Origin of the sequence: Glutamicibacter sp. M10, assembly GCF_025452055.1 — a bacterium.
In the GTDB taxonomy this organism is placed as follows: Bacteria; Actinomycetota; Actinomycetes; order Actinomycetales; family Micrococcaceae; genus Glutamicibacter.
This window is the reverse complement of record NZ_CP104918.1, coordinates 1563255-1577389: the sequence shown is the minus strand read 5'-3', so window position 1 is coordinate 1577389 and position 14135 is coordinate 1563255. Positions and strand designations below refer to the sequence as shown.

Sequence of the window (14135 nt, the reverse complement as noted above, 5' to 3'; positions counted from 1 at the left end):
GATACTGGCGGTCCCATGTACTAACTGGGACCGCCTTCACAAGGTGTTTTGACATCTACTCGCAAGAAGAAATGAGTTCAGCAGATGACTAGCTCCCCCAAGGAAACTACTCCTCGTCTAAGCGATGTTCCCTCCTCCAAAGTTAATGAGGACAGAATTGAACCCGCTGAAGTCATTCCGGCTCTACAGCTGGACGGCGAGTTCCACAACGAGCGATTCCTTGACCGTGAACTCAGCTGGTTGCACTTCAACGCCCGCGTTTTAGAACTTGCTGAAGACACCACCTTGCCGTTGCTTGAACGCGTGAACTTCCTGTCGATTTTTGCTTCCAACCTTGACGAATTTTTCATGGTTCGCGTCGCTGGCCTCAAGCGTCGTATTGCAGCCGGGCTCGCGGTTCCCGCACCTAACGGCATGAGCCCAGTAGACCAACTGGAATTGTTGCTCTCTTCGGCTCACGCATTGCAGACCCGCCACGCTAACGTCTTCTCCGAGGCGGTTTCTCCAGACCTCGCTGAGCACGGCATCCGCATCACCACCTGGGATCAGCTTTCCGGTGGTGAGCACGACATTCTTTCCAAATGGTTTGTCTCCCAGGTCTTCCCGGTGCTCACCCCACTGGCCGTTGACCCAGCTCACCCGTTCCCCTACATCTCCGGCTTGTCGCTAAACCTTGCTGTGGTTGTACGCAATCCTTTGACCGGCAAGCAGCTCTTTGCCCGACTTAAGGTGCCCGATACCATTGCTCGTTTGATCAGCATTGATGGCACCCGCGCAGCGCATTCTTCGCACAAGACCGCTCGCTTCATTCCGCTCGAAGCGCTCATTGCAGTGCATCTTGAGATGCTCTTCCCAGGCATGGAAATCGTGGAGCACCACTTCTTCCGTGTGACTCGTAACGAGGATCTGGAAGTTGAAGAAGACGACGCCGAGAACCTGCTTCAGGCTCTCGAGAAGGAATTGCTGCGTCGTCGCTTTGGCCCACCGGTTCGTTTGGAAGTTGCTGATGACATCAACTCCGAAATCATGGAGTTGCTGACCAGGGAACTGGGCGTTGAGGAAGACGAAGTCTTCAAACTACCTGCTCCCCTCGATCTTCGTGGTCTCGGCGTCATCGCCTCACTGGATCGCGCAGAGCTGCACTACCCAAAGCACATGGGACACACCTCCCGCTACCTGAACGAGTCGGAGACGGCCAAGGCCGCCAACGTCTTTGCTGCTGTGCGTCGCCGCGACATTTTGCTGCACCACCCTTACGATTCATTCTCCACCAGTGTCCAGGCGTTCTTGGAACAGGCTGCCGCTGACCCTAAGGTCATGGCCATCAAGCAGACCTTGTACCGCACCAGTGGTGATTCACCGATCGTTGATGCCTTGATTGATGCTGCAGAAGCAGGCAAACAGGTTCTGGCATTGGTAGAAATCAAGGCCCGCTTTGATGAGCAGGCCAACATCAGCTGGGCCAGGAAACTGGAACAGGCTGGCGTGCACGTGGTTTACGGCATTGTCGGGTTGAAGACTCACTCCAAGCTGTCCTTGGTAGTGCGTCGTGAGGGTGACAAGCTGCGCCGCTACTGCCACATCGGTACCGGTAACTACCACCCACGCACTGCCCGATACTATGAAGACTTCGGCTTGCTCACCTGTGATGACGCCGTAGGTGAAGACGTTTCAAAGCTGTTCAACCAGCTGTCTGGCTATGCACCACGCTCAACCTACAGCCGCTTGCTCGTTGCCCCTCGTTCGGTGCGCACCGGTTTGCTCACGCATATCGAGAATGAAATCTCCAACGCAAAGTCCGGCACTGACGCCAAGGTAGTCATCAAGGTCAACTCGATCGTTGATGAAGTCATCATTGACGCTCTGTACCGAGCCAGCCAAGCCGGCGTCAAGGTTGAAGTCATTGTCCGTGGCATCTGTGCACTGCGCCCCGGAGTGCCTGGACTCAGCGATAATATACAGGTGCGTTCCATCTTGGGCCGCTTCCTTGAGCACAGCCGCGTCTTCATGTTTGCTAACGCCGGAGAGCCACTGGTTTACATCGGTTCTGCAGACATGATGCACCGCAACTTGGACCGCCGAGTTGAGGCCTTGGTGTCTTTGCGCAACCAAGAAGACGTGGATGACTTGATCCACCAGCTTGGCCTGTACATGGATGACAAGACCGCTTCATGGCACCTGAACTCTAATGGGGAATGGATTCGCTATTCTCAGGATGAAGAAGGCAACCCACTGACCGATGTTCAGTTCTGGCTCATCGAAGAGCATGCCCGCCGTCGCAATAGTGGGCGTAACAGCTAGTGGCCGAGCTTGAACTGCGCGATCCTCATGCCAGAGTTCGTGAAATTATCCGCTCAGTAGATGCCGATGAAATTTCCCTCGGCGACTATGAAATCATCGCTGCGGGCGCGATCCCTTGGCGGATCCTTGATGGAAAACTTCAGGTTTTGCTCATCCATCGTCCAAAGTATGACGATTGGTCCTGGCCTAAGGGCAAGCTGGATCCGGGTGAGTCCATTGCTGAATGCGCTATCCGTGAAGTACGTGAGGAAATTGGTCTTCGCATTGCTCTGGGCATTCCGCTCTCGGCGACGGCTTACTCGGTCAAGAACAAGTCAAAAGTTGTCTATTACTGGGCAGCCAAGACTGATCCACTGACTGTTATTCAGCCCGACGGTGGTGAATGCGATGAGACCAAGTGGATGAGCGTGAAGAAGGCTCGGGAAATGTTGACCAACCCGACCGATGCACAACCACTGGAAGATTTGGCTAAGGCACATAAGAACGAGACGCTCAACGCCCAACCGGTGTTGATTGTCCGCCATGCCAAGGCCAAACCACGAGGCAACTGGACCAAAGAGGAAGGTGAACGCCCTTTGGCGGCCACCGGACGACGTCAGGCTCAGGCCGTTTCGCGCATGCTTGAAGCGTGGCAGCCAGCGTTCATTGCCACCTCGCCGTGGGTTCGTTGCGTTCAGACGCTGGCTCCCTACGCGGCCTTGCACGCAATGAAGATGAGGAACGTCAAGGCACTGACCGAACACGCGGCCACACGTCACCCCGAACGCGCCCGCAAGGCGGTGCAGAAGCTTTTAATAAGTACCGTTCTCAAGCTATTTGTACTCACCGACCGGTGTTGCCATTTGTCTTGGAAGTTCTCGCTAAGAACTCCACACCGGAACTGGCCAAGGCCTTACCCACGGTGGATCCTTATCTGGAACCCGGATCAATCATCGTGGCCCATCAGGTTGCTGGAGCAAAGCCACGCATGGTGTCCTTTGAAATCCACGTGCCTTACCACGATTAGTCGCTAGCTTCGCCCGGCAATTTTTGCCGGGCTTTGCTGTACCCGGATGAAGTACCCAAACCCGTTGCATCTGGCTCCGATTAGGGCTAAGACTGTACTAAGCACTTCACACGCATCGGAAAACGAGGTATCGCCATGACTGCCCAGCAGCCAACTGACAAAGTTGTTCACCACGGTCTGCGCCTTGACCATGACGCAAGCCGAGGCCGTTTTTCGCTTTGGCATGGTTCCACGTTCGTTGGATTCATTGGTTACCACCAAGAAGATGATGTGGTCACCATCCAGCACACGATTGTGAATGAAGAGTTTGGTCGCCGCGGTTATGCCCGTGCTCTAGTCACCTTGGTTTTGGATCGATTCCGAAATGAAGGGCTGAAGATCATTCCGGAGTGCAGCTACGTGCAGGATTACCTGCGCCGCTATCCGGAATACAACGACATGGTGGTTCAGCCCGGCTAGTTTTGGTCTCTGCCTTTGGGCTCTGCGATGCTTCTCATCCTCGGCGGATGTTCCCGCCGAGGACATGGTGAACTAAACTTGGGTGCGTGAACATCGCGACCCCATACGAAGACCTGCTCAAAGACGTGTTGGAAAACGGCACGTCTAAAGAAGACCGCACCGGGACTGGAACTCTTTCCGTCTTTGGTCGCCAGATCCGCTTTGATCTTCAGGATTCTTTCCCGCTAGTCACCACCAAGCGCGTACATTTTAAGTCCGTTGCAGCTGAACTTCTGTGGTTCCTGCGCGGGGAATCCAATGTGCAGTGGTTGCAGGACAACGGCGTGCGCATCTGGAACGAATGGGCCGATGAAGACGGTGAACTCGGCCCGGTATACGGCGTACAGTGGCGCAGCTGGCCAACCCCAGACGGTGGCCACATCGATCAAATCTCTGAACTGGTCGACGCATTACGCAACAACCCAGACTCCCGCCGGCACATCGTCTCGGCCTGGAACGTCTCGGAAATCAAGAACATGGCGTTGCCTCCTTGCCACGTCTTCTTCCAGTTCTACGTCGCGGACGGCAAGCTCTCCTGCCAGCTATATCAGCGCAGTGCAGACATGTTCTTGGGCGTTCCCTTTAATATTGCGTCCTACGCGCTACTCACCTGCATGCTCGCACAGCAGCTGGATCTTGAACCCGGTGAATTCATTTGGACCGGCGGTGACGTTCACATCTACACCAACCACTTGGAGCAGGTGAAGGAACAGCTGTCCCGCGATCCTTACCCATACCCAACGTTGAGCTTCAATTCAAAGCCTGAGTCGATTTTCGATTACACGCTTGAAGACTTCAGCATCAACGATTATCAGCACCACCCGACGATCAAGGGAAAAGTCGCCGTATGACCCAAGAGTCACGCCACGCGAACCAGCTTGAACCAATGCTCGGCGCTATCTGGGCCCAAGCAAACAACGGGATTATTGGTGACCAAGGCTCCATGCCATGGCACGTGCCCGAAGACTTGGCACACTTCAAGCGCGTCACCGCCGGTCATCCGGTCATTATGGGACGAGCTACGTGGAATTCATTTCCTGCCAAGTACCGTCCACTGCCAGGGCGCACCAACATTGTCTTAACCTGTCAGGCTGAGGCTCACGAGCAACTTCGCAACGAAGGCGCCGTCGTAGCAACTAGCCTCGAAACGGCACTGACTTTGGCCCGTGAGGCCAAGGGCGGAGAAGAAGTCTGGATCATCGGTGGTGGCAAGGTTTATGCCCAAGCATTGTCCATGCTGGACGTTGCAGTGATTACCAAGCTGGATGTAGATCCGGCAGGTGATACTTCTGCTCCGGTGCTGTCTAAAGACTTTGTTATGGGAACCAGCGACCCTTCGGTTGAATCGACAGAACCCGAATGGCACGTCTCCTCCAGCGGAACCCGATACCGCTTTGAAACCTGGCTGCGTCAGAAGGACTAATACACCCATGAAAAAATACATTGGCGAGCTTAAGGCACACCCCGAGGCGCTCTTCGTCTTGGGCTACATGCTCTTCCCACTCCTGGCGCTTGTTGTTGCGGTATTGGGATTCTTCATGGTCTTAGGTGGCTACAAGATTCTTGGCCTGATCCTCCTACTGGTGCCGGCACAGATATTCATCTTCGCGGCAGTGTGGGCGATCAATAATCGCAAGAGAGCACTTGAGGAAAAGTAAAACTTTTGCTGTACACAATCACACCTGAACCCTTCTGGGGCTTGGGTGTGATTCTGCTTTAACTCCTGTAACGAACCGGGCTCCGTTGGCCAAACGCCCCTACGATGGATACATGACTTCATCTGTTGGTTTTGTAGGTTACCGTGGCATGGTCGGCTCCGTGCTGATGCAGCGCATGGTTGACGAGGGCGACTTTGCTCAGATTGATCCGGTGTTTTTCTCGACTTCGAATGCCGGCGGCAAGGCCCCAGCATTCGCTGAAGGAGCCGGGGCCTTAGAGGATGCTTATGACATCCAGACCCTGTCCAAGCTGCCGATTATCGTCACCGCACAGGGTGGGGACTACACCTCAAAAGTCCACGCTGAGCTTCGTAAGTCCGGCTGGGACGGCCTGTGGATCGATGCAGCCTCGACGCTGCGCATGAATGATGATTCGGTCATCGTTTTGGATCCAGTTAACCGCAATGTCATTGACCAGTCCCTAGCCTCCGGCGTCAAGGACTTTGTGGGCGGTAACTGCACCGTTTCTTGCATGCTGATGGGCTTGGGCGGCTTGTTCAAGAACAACTTGGTTGAGTGGGGCACCGCCATGACCTACCAGGCAGCTTCCGGCGGCGGAGCACGCCACATGCGCGAACTGCTCAACCAGTTCGGTGACATCAACGCGTCGGTAGCTTCTGAACTTGTTGACCCTGCAAGCGCCATCTTGGACATTGACCGCAAGGTTCTTGAAACCCAACGCGGTGGCTTGGACGCTGCCCAGTTCGGTGTTCCCCTCGGTGGATCCCTCATCCCTTGGATCGACGCGGACTTGGGCAATGGCCAGTCCCGCGAAGAGTGGAAAGCCGGCGCAGAAACCAACAAGATTCTGCAGACCTCAGGCGAGAACAACATCATCATGGACGGACTGTGCGTGCGCATCGGTGCGATGCGTTCACACTCGCAGGCACTGACCTTGAAGCTCAAGGAAGATCTGCCAGAAGCTGAGATCGAATCCTTGCTGGCTGCAGATAACCAGTGGGCCAAGGTTGTTCCTAATGAAAAGGAAGCAACCATGAATCAGCTAACCCCAGTGGCTGCTTCAGGTACTTTGGATATCCCTGTGGGACGTATCCGCAAGCTAGAAATGGGTCCAGAGTACATCTCGGCGTTCACCGTCGGTGACCAGCTGCTCTGGGGAGCTGCTGAGCCCCTACGTCGTATGCTGGCTATCGCTCAGGGCCGTCTCTAATCCCGGAGTAAAAGACCTCATACAAAAAGCACGGTCCGGAACAATTGTTCCGGACCGTGCTTTGTTTTGCGTCTAGCTGGACCACTGATCACGTAATACCGAGAAGATGACCTGATCGTGCCAGGCTCCTGCACGCCATTGCGCCTGGCGAATGATTCCCTCTTGGTGGAAGCCAAGCTTCTCAAGACACCTACGTTCAGCAGTGTTCTCCAACGCTGTCGTGGCTTGGATTCGATGCCTTGGGTAGTGGGCAAACAAGTAATCAATCAACAAGCGCTGCGCCTGCGTACCAAAACCTTGGCCACGGAACGGCTCAAAAATACCAATGGCAATTTCCCAGCACGCGGAGGTGTTGGCGCGGCCCCAGTTGGTGATTGTGAACCAATCGACCTTGCCGATGGTGCGCTCCCCCAGACAGATGGCCAAAGCGCCATCGTTGCTGCCAATGAATTGATCTTGGTCCAGCCTGGTGCGCAGCTTGGTCGTGTCCCAAAACCCGAACCATTGAGCTTCGCCAGCACCCTGAACAGATTGAAATTGCTCTTCTAGTAGATCAATATCTTCAGCAGTTAGTTTTCGTAGCGATAGCTCAGCCATGCCAACACTCCTCGGTAAGGTTTTGATATCCGTTAGTGCAGTGGCTTAGAGCTCAAGACCAATCAGCAACGGTTCATTGACCAACATAATGCCAAAGCGTTCGTTAACACCGGCCTGCACGGCACGCGCAATGGCAACGATGTCGTTGGCACTGGCCTCGCCACGGTTGGTGATGGCCAGCGTGTGCTTGGTAGACAGTGAGGCACGCCCCTGAGCCACCGAGAACCCATAGGTGCCCTCCAAGCCATAGCCCTTGGTGAATCCGGCTTGGTCGATCAGCCAGGCAGCCGACAGCTTTACAAAGCCTTCTTGAGCCACTGGATAGTTTGGCGCATTCTCCGGCAAGCTCTGCAGTACCGAAGCTTCAACGATGGGGTTGGTGAAGAATGACCCGGTGGAGTGCGAATCAGCATCCTTTGGGTCATAGACCATGCCCTTGGACCGGCGTAGCTCAAGAACTCGCTGGCGTACCGACAAGGCATCGGCGCGCTCACCTGGCTCTACATTAAGTTGACGGGCTAGCTCAGCGTACCGAATAGGCGCAGACTGGCTATCTCGTTCAAGCAAGAACGCAACTTCGAGCACTACGTAACGTGGGGATCCGTTGTTGCTGGTGCGCTTGATCAGCGAATCACGGTAGGCAAACTCAAGTTCTGCATTCTGCATCTTGAGCACCTGGCTGGTCTGCCGATCATAAACTCGCACCCACGCCAGTGACTGAGAAACATCTGCGCCATAGGCGCCAACGTTCTGTACCGGAGTGGCCCCAGCATTGCCCGGGATGCCAGACAGTGCTTCCAGCCCGCTCAGACCCTGAACTAGGCTGAACTCCACCGTCGTGTCCCAGCTTTCACCGGCGGCAGCGCGCAACAAAACTTTGCCGTTAGGTTGCTCATCGAGGTGCAAACCGCGGGTGGCAATCTGCACGGCCACGCCGGCGTAGCCTTCATCGCTGATCACCAAGTTAGAGCCACCGCCAATGAGCAGGACGTTATGGCCTGCGCTGTCGGCGGCAGCAACGGCTTGCGCCAGTTCGGCTTCGCTGGTGGCGGTAAGCATTTGGTTTGCCGGTCCACCCACGCGGGTGGTAGTCAGATTCTTCAGCATTGATTCAAGGTACTTTCAGTGTCGAGGCAATTGCTGCACGCCAAGGCAACAGTCTAGTTATCGGTGCGTTTTTCGTCTTGTGGGTATCCGGCAGTGTTTTTGGAAAGCATAAAGGCCAGAACGATCAGCAGGGAAATTGAACCCAAGGCTGGCAACAGACCTATCGCCCCTGCCAACAAGCCCAATAGCGGCGGGCCGCCCAAGAAGGCGCCGTAGCCAATGGTTGATACCACAGCTACTCGGGTTGCCGAATGCAGTGGGTCATCCGATGCTGCGCTCATGGCCAGTGGGAAGGTCAGTGCAGCACCAATGCCCCAGACCACCAGCGCGGCAAACGCCAGCGGAAGGTTATGGCCAAAGGCAAAGATCAGAACGCCAACAAAGGCACAGATGGCGCTGGCCCGAATCATGATGACTCGTCCCAGACGCAAGATCAAGTCACCGGAGAGCAAACGAGTCAGCGTCATGGCGGTGACAAATACACCGTAGCCCACGGCTCCGGTGGCTTCGCTGGTTCCATAACCATCTGCCAGGGCAAGAGCTACCCAGTCCCCTGCTGCACCTTCGGCGAGCGCCATGCCCAAGACCAAGATGCCCAGCAGGACGGTTTGTGGTTCTTTCCATGCACGCGACAGCGACGGGCCGCTGGAGGTTCTCGGGGTACGGCTGAAATCTTCACCATAGAATCGGGAGCTGTAGAGAACAGTGCCGACAATGATCAGACCCATGAGCAGGTAGTGGTACTGCAACGGCAGCCCCATATGGGCTGCTAGCGCGCCGAGGCCTGCGCCAATCACGGTGCCGATGGAGAAGAAGCCATGCAACGCCGGCATGATGCTCTTGCCCAGTGCGCGTTCCATCACTGCGCCCTGGACGTTAGAGGCTACATTCCATGAGGCTGATCCGAGCCCCTGGGTGAACAGGAAGACACCGGTGGCAACGGCACTGCCAAAGACGCCGGTGCTTACGCCAACAAGGATGAGGAAGCACCGCTGAGGGTGGCGGCAATGCGCATCACGTTGGCTGCGCCGAGGCGCAACACTAGTTGACCGGAAACCGAGACGGACAGGAAGGATCCTGCGCTCATGCAGAGCAAGAGCAACCCGACAGTGGCGTGGTCAAGGTCCAGTGCGTCGCGTACTGCTGGCAGTCGCGATACCAAGGCGGAAATCAGTAGACCGCTGGCCAGGTAGGCGGCCATCAGTGCGTTGCGCCAGTGTATTACCGACGGTTGCGCATTACCGGATAGGGGCATCTTTAGAGCTGCACCACAACTTGGCACTTGAGCAGTACCTTGCTGTCATTGGCAGTAACGGCCAAGTCGATGCGTGCTGTGCGCTTTTCGTCATCTAGCGCGCCAACTTTGCCTTCAACAAAAATGCTGGTGCCCTCGTAGTCAGCTGGGTTGCTACCCTCTGGGTCTTCAACTACTACCGGCTTGGTGAAGCGTGTTTGGTAGTCGATGATCGCTCCTGGGTTTCCTACCCATTGTGAGACGAGGTCAACCACTGAACCCATGGTGAACATGCCGTGAGCAATTACCGATGGAAGTTCTACTTCTTTGGCGAAGCGTTCATTCCAGTGGATCGGGTTGAAGTCTCCGGAGGCCCCGGCATAACGAACGAGGTCCGCACGGTTGACCTTGACGGTGTGGGAACCGATGACGGTTCCCTTTTCAAGAGTTTCGAATTCAATCATGCTTAGTCCTCAGCTCGTACCAGTAGCGACGAAACGGTAGTGGCGACCTTTTCGCCAGAGATGCTGGAGATTTCAGCGCGGGTGGTGATCATGGCACCGGCACCCATCTCACGTACCTGATCTACATACAGCTCAGCAATCAGCTCATCGCCAGCCACAATCGGACGGTGGTGGGTAAAGCGCTGATCCGCGTGGACAACACGCGAGAAATCAATGCCCGACGCTGGGTCTGCAATCAGCTGCGCATCGGCACGCTGGGCGACGATGATGGCAAAAGTTGGGGGCGCGACTACATCGCTGTAACCCAGCTTCTGCGCTTCTTCCACTTTGAAGTGTGCCGGCGAGGTTGCTTTGGTAGCCGTAGCGAACTCGCGGATCTTTTCGCGTCCTACGTGGTAGGACTCTCCAGCAGGGAAAACGCGCCCCACCAGGTCGGGATTGATGCCCATGGATTCTCCTGAACTTTGGTGTAACAGAAAATGACGTGCTGCAACGACGGTGCGCCAGGATTCAGCGCATCATCAACGATTCTTGACTCTTGCTGAGTTCTACTGGCCTTCGCGGGCTGAGCTCTTGGCTTTCCGTGGGGCTGCCAGTCCATTCTCAACGCGCCACTGGCGGGTGTCTTTGGCCCTGACAACCATTCCTGCGATGTGGCAAAGCATGCCTACAAACATGATTCCGATTGCGGTGTATACCGTTGGCAAAGATGGAATGTTTGCGCCGATAATCGCAAGGATGATGCCTGCTCCCATGATTGCCATGGCAGTAAAGACGAGCTTCTTATAGCGCGGTGAGGCAGCTTCCCAGGGAGTATTGGTCATAACTCAAGTCTAGTTCAGCTCACCTCGCAGGACTCATTGGAACAACGGTATTTTCTCGTGACTCCACTGACAGCTAAACGTCAAAGCTTAGAACAATGCAGACTGTTCTTCTTTGAATTCTCCATACTGCTGTCGCAACTGAACTTCACGTGTTTTTAGTTCCGCAGCATCTAGCAGTCGTAGGGTGGTGCCTTCCCCGCTATCGGCCATGATGCTTTGACCTAAGACCCCTCTGATGCGCAGGTCCGCGGTGGCACCGGGCAGTGCAGAATTCCAGGCGTGTAGCGTGCGGGAATTCCACGCTTCAATGACCGGGTGGGCAAAGGCCGGTTGTTCCCAGAGCTCATCACGAAGCTCAACACCATAGGTATCCAGCCCGCGTTGTGCCCCGAGGAAGTCACGGGCTTTGCTAGCGGCTTGCTCGTTGATCTCATCAAGCTGCGCTAGGTCCAATTCCCAACTCACCAGTCCCTTGATTTTGGACTTCTGCCGGACTTGTTGGGTGAGCGCAACGTGCACGGTGACCAGATCTTCAAGTACACGAATTGCTGTACCATCATTGGCGCGAGCAATATAGCGCGCTATGACGGCGCCCTGCTGAGCGAGTCGAGTCCACTTGCTCTGTGTGGAAGTAGTTCCAACCTTGGTCGCACCATGGGCAAAACTAGCGACGTAGAGGAAGTGCGGCTGTTCAAGGTATTTGCGCATTCCCTCCGGGGCTTCCCCGGTCTTATGGAACTGGTGCATGAACTTGGAGTGGTCTAACCGGCGGCAGCTATCGCATTGGGTGCCGGTGCGTAGTGCTTTGGTCTTGGGGCATGGCAAGGTGTTGCGGGAACCATCACGATTCATAGTGATATAGCCCAGGCAAAACTTCAGTTCTCCGACATCCATGCTCAGCGAGCGGTTCAACTCAAGATATTCGGTCTTCCACTGGTCAGCTGTGCGCAGTCGAAGCATGGGCGCGGGTTCATGCTGAGAGAAGCTAATGCCATGACATAGCTGCCGTGAAGCGCTGGGGAATTCCATCAAGACCTTTCTGAAGTAGCCCTTCCAACCTTAGGCCACCAGCAAGGAACCATACAGCTCAAAGTACTTGTGCTTTGCTCCCCCAATCGAGGCCAGCAAGTACTAGTCCCCGATAGATTCCCGAGGTCTTCTGGCCAAATTCTTAGACTGCTGACCTAACCTTGAAATAGAGAGCGCTCATGTCCTTTGACATAGCCACAACATGTAGAGGTGATTTACGATTTCTACGCCGTATCAAGAAGACCCACCTGGCGTTGTTTCGCTGCCGTCGGTGGCAAACCTCGCCCCTGGCGAACTACAGGAAATTACGCAGGCGTTCCGCCTTCAATTCCAACGGTTCATGATGGAGTACCAGTTTGCAGTCGATGAGGTCCTAACCAAGGTCTCCATCTTGCGCGAAGAGTTTCTTTATCTTCATAAGTACAATCCGATTGAACACATCACTTCGCGGGTGAAAACTCCAGAGAGCATCATGCGCAAGGTGAGCCAGCGAAAGATTCACCCCTCGCTCACCGCGATCAGGGAAAACATCAGTGACATCGCTGGCGTTCGAATCACGTGCAGCTTCGTCAAGGACATCTACAAGGTACTCAATACCTTGACTGCACAAAACGATATCCGTGTCATTCAAATCAAGGATTACATCAAGAACCCTAAGCCAAGCGGCTACAAGAGTGTTCACGCGATCGTTGAGATTCCGGTATTCCTCTCTGACGGTCCGGTCAACGTGATCGTAGAGCTGCAGATCCGCACTATTGCCCAAGATTTTTGGGCCAGCCTAGAGCACAAGATCTTCTACAAGTACGAAGGTGAAGTTCCAGCCCACCTAGCTAGCGAGCTGGCAGACGCTGCAGCTATTGCAACCAAACTGGATATGCAGATGCAACGGCTTCACACCGAGGTTCATGGTCACGATGCCAACAATGAACAACCCGATGGGCAAGATATGGATTCTGATGTGATCCAAGGGCTACTCATGCTGGCCAAGGAAGCTTCGAATAGTGGCGACCAGGCGCATAAGGGTGCAATCGGTCCCAACGACGCCAGCCTCTAGACGCACCAACTAAACAACGGCCACCTACATCATCGCATTGCGATGCGGTAGGTGGCCGTTCCTGTATTGCACTGCTCGCTACACTCTGAACTGGGGCCGATATCCGTGACGTGACGTCGGGGGTACTTTCGAGGTACACCTAGGTCCCACCTACGGCACTAGGATTCGATTTTGAGCATGAAAAAGCCCCGAAATTCAATGAATTTCGGGGCCAAATCTGTAGCGGCGCCGGGACTCGATCCCGGGACCTCACGATTATGAGTCGTGCGCTCTAACCAGCTGAGCTACGCCGCCACAAGTGAGAAGCAATCCAGTAGAAGCCAAGACTACTTCTCACTCAGAGCCCCCTGCCGGAATCGATCCGGCGACCTCGTTCTTACCAAGAACGCGCTCTACCACTGAGCTAAGGGGGCAACGAGTAAATACTCTACACGGCTTTGGGCACAAAGAAAAATCGTCATTCGCCTCCAATGAATTTCGGACCGCGTCGCGTTACCCCAAGTCAACGCATGTTTCTAGAAGACGTAGTGCTGACATGGAACGAAGGTTGGCACAAAAGCGCATAGGTGACGATGCTCACTGGAGCATTAGTAGTGGTCAATTTGGTAATTTCCAGCCTTCGGAAAGCGCTGCACGAGTTCCTTTTCTAACGACCAAGCGGTGCCACTTTCCTGCCGCTTGAGTCAGTGAAAATCACTTTTCCAACAACAAAACATCCGTACATCTTGATGCTTCGCAGTCAAAAGAGGTAAATATCAACATGTGCGAGGTCTGCCATTTTTCGCGGCGCAGACTACCCGCGTTTAGAACACCATCGAGCAACCGATCCCCTGCCGCGTTTTTCCTACTTGAGTAGGGGTCTTGTGACGTCAGCTACAAACTCGTTACGGATTTTGAAATCGCCAAAAACCTGTGTAGAGTATTTACTCGTTGCCCCCTTAGCTCAGTGGTAGAGCGCGTTCTTGGTAAGAACGAGGTCGCCGGATCGATTCCGGCAGGGGCTCGAAATAAGAGAGACAATCTGAATTCAGATTGTCTCTCTTTTCGTCTATCTGGACTTATTTTCTTGGGCCCCGCTGCCACTTCGCTTCTCCCCCATCTTCCACTTCCAACGCTCAGACCTAGCGTCAAA

16 protein-coding genes and 3 tRNA genes are annotated in these 14135 nt (G+C 54.8%); 9 read left to right on the top strand and 10 right to left on the bottom strand.

What is annotated here, in order from left to right; all coding sequences use genetic code 11:
* Nucleotides 1–84: 84 nt before the first annotated feature.
* The 7 genes from N6V40_RS07740 (at nt 85) to asd (ending at nt 6694) form a co-directional block, all read left to right on the top strand.
* The gene (locus N6V40_RS07740; protein WP_262199582.1) at nt 85–2301 is read left to right on the top strand and encodes an RNA degradosome polyphosphate kinase; all 2217 of its coding nucleotides are present in this window, start codon (nt 85–87) and stop codon (nt 2299–2301) included.
* Nucleotides 2301–3314: an NUDIX hydrolase gene (locus N6V40_RS07735; RefSeq protein WP_315973791.1), complete on the top strand. Its 1014-nt coding sequence runs from the start codon at nt 2301–2303 to the stop codon at nt 3312–3314. The genes N6V40_RS07740 and N6V40_RS07735 overlap by 1 nt, the downstream gene beginning before the upstream one ends.
* 128 nt (nt 3315–3442) lie before the next feature.
* Nucleotides 3443–3766: a GNAT family N-acetyltransferase gene (locus N6V40_RS07730; RefSeq protein WP_131088816.1), complete on the top strand. Its 324-nt coding sequence runs from the start codon at nt 3443–3445 to the stop codon at nt 3764–3766.
* 86 nt (nt 3767–3852) lie between these two features.
* Complete coding sequence (locus N6V40_RS07725) at nt 3853–4656, top strand: thymidylate synthase (protein WP_262199581.1); 804 nt, start codon at nt 3853–3855, stop codon at nt 4654–4656.
* On the top strand, nt 4653–5228 hold the full coding sequence (locus tag N6V40_RS07720) for a dihydrofolate reductase (RefSeq protein WP_131088818.1): 576 nt from the start codon (nt 4653–4655) through the stop codon (nt 5226–5228). The genes N6V40_RS07725 and N6V40_RS07720 overlap by 4 nt, the downstream gene beginning before the upstream one ends.
* A gap of 7 nt (nt 5229–5235) precedes the next feature.
* Nucleotides 5236–5463: an NF038396 family protein gene (locus N6V40_RS07715; protein ID WP_131088819.1), complete on the top strand. Its 228-nt coding sequence runs from the start codon at nt 5236–5238 to the stop codon at nt 5461–5463.
* A 112-nt stretch (nt 5464–5575) separates the two neighbouring features.
* Nucleotides 5576–6694: an aspartate-semialdehyde dehydrogenase gene (gene asd, locus N6V40_RS07710; RefSeq protein WP_262199580.1), complete on the top strand. Its 1119-nt coding sequence runs from the start codon at nt 5576–5578 to the stop codon at nt 6692–6694.
* A gap of 72 nt (nt 6695–6766) precedes the next feature.
* Here asd and N6V40_RS07705 read toward each other — a convergent pair whose 3' ends face one another.
* The 8 genes from N6V40_RS07705 to N6V40_RS07675 all read right to left on the bottom strand — a co-directional run bounded on the left by N6V40_RS07705 (nt 6767) and on the right by N6V40_RS07675 (nt 11880).
* A complete protein-coding gene (locus N6V40_RS07705) occupies nt 6767–7291 on the bottom strand; it encodes a GNAT family N-acetyltransferase (protein ID WP_262199579.1) in 525 nt (174 codons plus the stop codon).
* A 45-nt stretch (nt 7292–7336) separates the two neighbouring features.
* Entirely contained in the window at nt 7337–8398 is a 1062-nt protein-coding gene (locus N6V40_RS07700; RefSeq protein WP_131088822.1) for a UDP-N-acetylmuramate dehydrogenase, read from the bottom strand.
* A 53-nt stretch (nt 8399–8451) separates the two neighbouring features.
* Complete coding sequence (locus tag N6V40_RS07695) at nt 8452–9378, bottom strand: MFS transporter (protein ID WP_396268633.1); 927 nt, start codon at nt 9376–9378, stop codon at nt 8452–8454.
* Nucleotides 9363–9653: an MFS transporter gene (locus N6V40_RS17320; protein WP_315973790.1), complete on the bottom strand. Its 291-nt coding sequence runs from the start codon at nt 9651–9653 to the stop codon at nt 9363–9365. Before N6V40_RS17320 ends, N6V40_RS07695 begins: the two co-directional genes overlap by 16 nt.
* A 2-nt stretch (nt 9654–9655) precedes the next feature.
* Entirely contained in the window at nt 9656–10096 is a 441-nt protein-coding gene (locus N6V40_RS07690) for a MaoC family dehydratase (protein WP_131088824.1), read from the bottom strand.
* A 2-nt stretch (nt 10097–10098) separates the two neighbouring features.
* The gene (locus N6V40_RS07685; protein ID WP_131088825.1) at nt 10099–10545 is read right to left on the bottom strand and encodes an FAS1-like dehydratase domain-containing protein; all 447 of its coding nucleotides are present in this window, start codon (nt 10543–10545) and stop codon (nt 10099–10101) included.
* 99 nt (nt 10546–10644) lie between these two features.
* A complete protein-coding gene (locus N6V40_RS07680; protein ID WP_262199578.1) occupies nt 10645–10920 on the bottom strand; it encodes a hypothetical protein in 276 nt (91 codons plus the stop codon).
* A gap of 87 nt (nt 10921–11007) precedes the next feature.
* Nucleotides 11008–11880, bottom strand: coding sequence for a DUF2797 domain-containing protein (locus tag N6V40_RS07675; protein WP_262199577.1), 873 nt, complete (start codon nt 11878–11880; stop codon nt 11008–11010).
* Nucleotides 11881–12220: 340 nt separating this feature from the next.
* Between N6V40_RS07675 and N6V40_RS07670 the strand changes: the two genes are divergently transcribed.
* On the top strand, nt 12221–13003 hold the full coding sequence (locus N6V40_RS07670; protein ID WP_242632471.1) for a GTP pyrophosphokinase: 783 nt from the start codon (nt 12221–12223) through the stop codon (nt 13001–13003).
* A gap of 220 nt (nt 13004–13223) precedes the next feature.
* On the opposite strand, the gene N6V40_RS07665 is transcribed toward N6V40_RS07670, so the two are convergent.
* Nucleotides 13224–13297: transfer RNA gene (locus tag N6V40_RS07665), tRNA-Met, on the bottom strand.
* Nucleotides 13298–13344: 47 nt separating this feature from the next.
* Nucleotides 13345–13416: transfer RNA gene (locus N6V40_RS07660), tRNA-Thr, on the bottom strand.
* A 519-nt stretch (nt 13417–13935) separates the two neighbouring features.
* Here N6V40_RS07660 and N6V40_RS07655 point away from each other — a divergent pair.
* Nucleotides 13936–14006 (top strand) — tRNA-Thr (locus tag N6V40_RS07655).
* Nucleotides 14007–14135: the final 129 nt, after the last annotated feature.

Coding starts and splice junctions, on each gene's coding strand:
- N6V40_RS07690 (WP_131088824.1), bottom strand. CDS start 10,096: ATGATTGAATTCGAAACTCTTGAAAAGGGAACCGTCATCGGTTCCCAC.
- N6V40_RS07675 (WP_262199577.1), bottom strand. CDS start 11,880: ATGCTTCGACTGCGCACAGCTGACCAGTGGAAGACCGAATATCTTGAG.
- N6V40_RS07705 (WP_262199579.1), bottom strand. CDS start 7,291: ATGGCTGAGCTATCGCTACGAAAACTAACTGCTGAAGATATTGATCTA.
- N6V40_RS07715 (WP_131088819.1), top strand. CDS start 5,236: ATGAAAAAATACATTGGCGAGCTTAAGGCACACCCCGAGGCGCTCTTC.
- N6V40_RS07700 (WP_131088822.1), bottom strand. CDS start 8,398: ATGCTGAAGAATCTGACTACCACCCGCGTGGGTGGACCGGCAAACCAA.
- N6V40_RS07720 (WP_131088818.1), top strand. CDS start 4,653: ATGACCCAAGAGTCACGCCACGCGAACCAGCTTGAACCAATGCTCGGC.
- N6V40_RS07730 (WP_131088816.1), top strand. CDS start 3,443: ATGACTGCCCAGCAGCCAACTGACAAAGTTGTTCACCACGGTCTGCGC.
- N6V40_RS07740 (WP_262199582.1), top strand. CDS start 85: ATGACTAGCTCCCCCAAGGAAACTACTCCTCGTCTAAGCGATGTTCCC.
- N6V40_RS07680 (WP_262199578.1), bottom strand. CDS start 10,920: ATGACCAATACTCCCTGGGAAGCTGCCTCACCGCGCTATAAGAAGCTC.
- N6V40_RS07685 (WP_131088825.1), bottom strand. CDS start 10,545: ATGGGCATCAATCCCGACCTGGTGGGGCGCGTTTTCCCTGCTGGAGAG.
- asd (WP_262199580.1), top strand. CDS start 5,576: ATGACTTCATCTGTTGGTTTTGTAGGTTACCGTGGCATGGTCGGCTCC.
- N6V40_RS17320 (WP_315973790.1), bottom strand. CDS start 9,653: ATGCCCCTATCCGGTAATGCGCAACCGTCGGTAATACACTGGCGCAAC.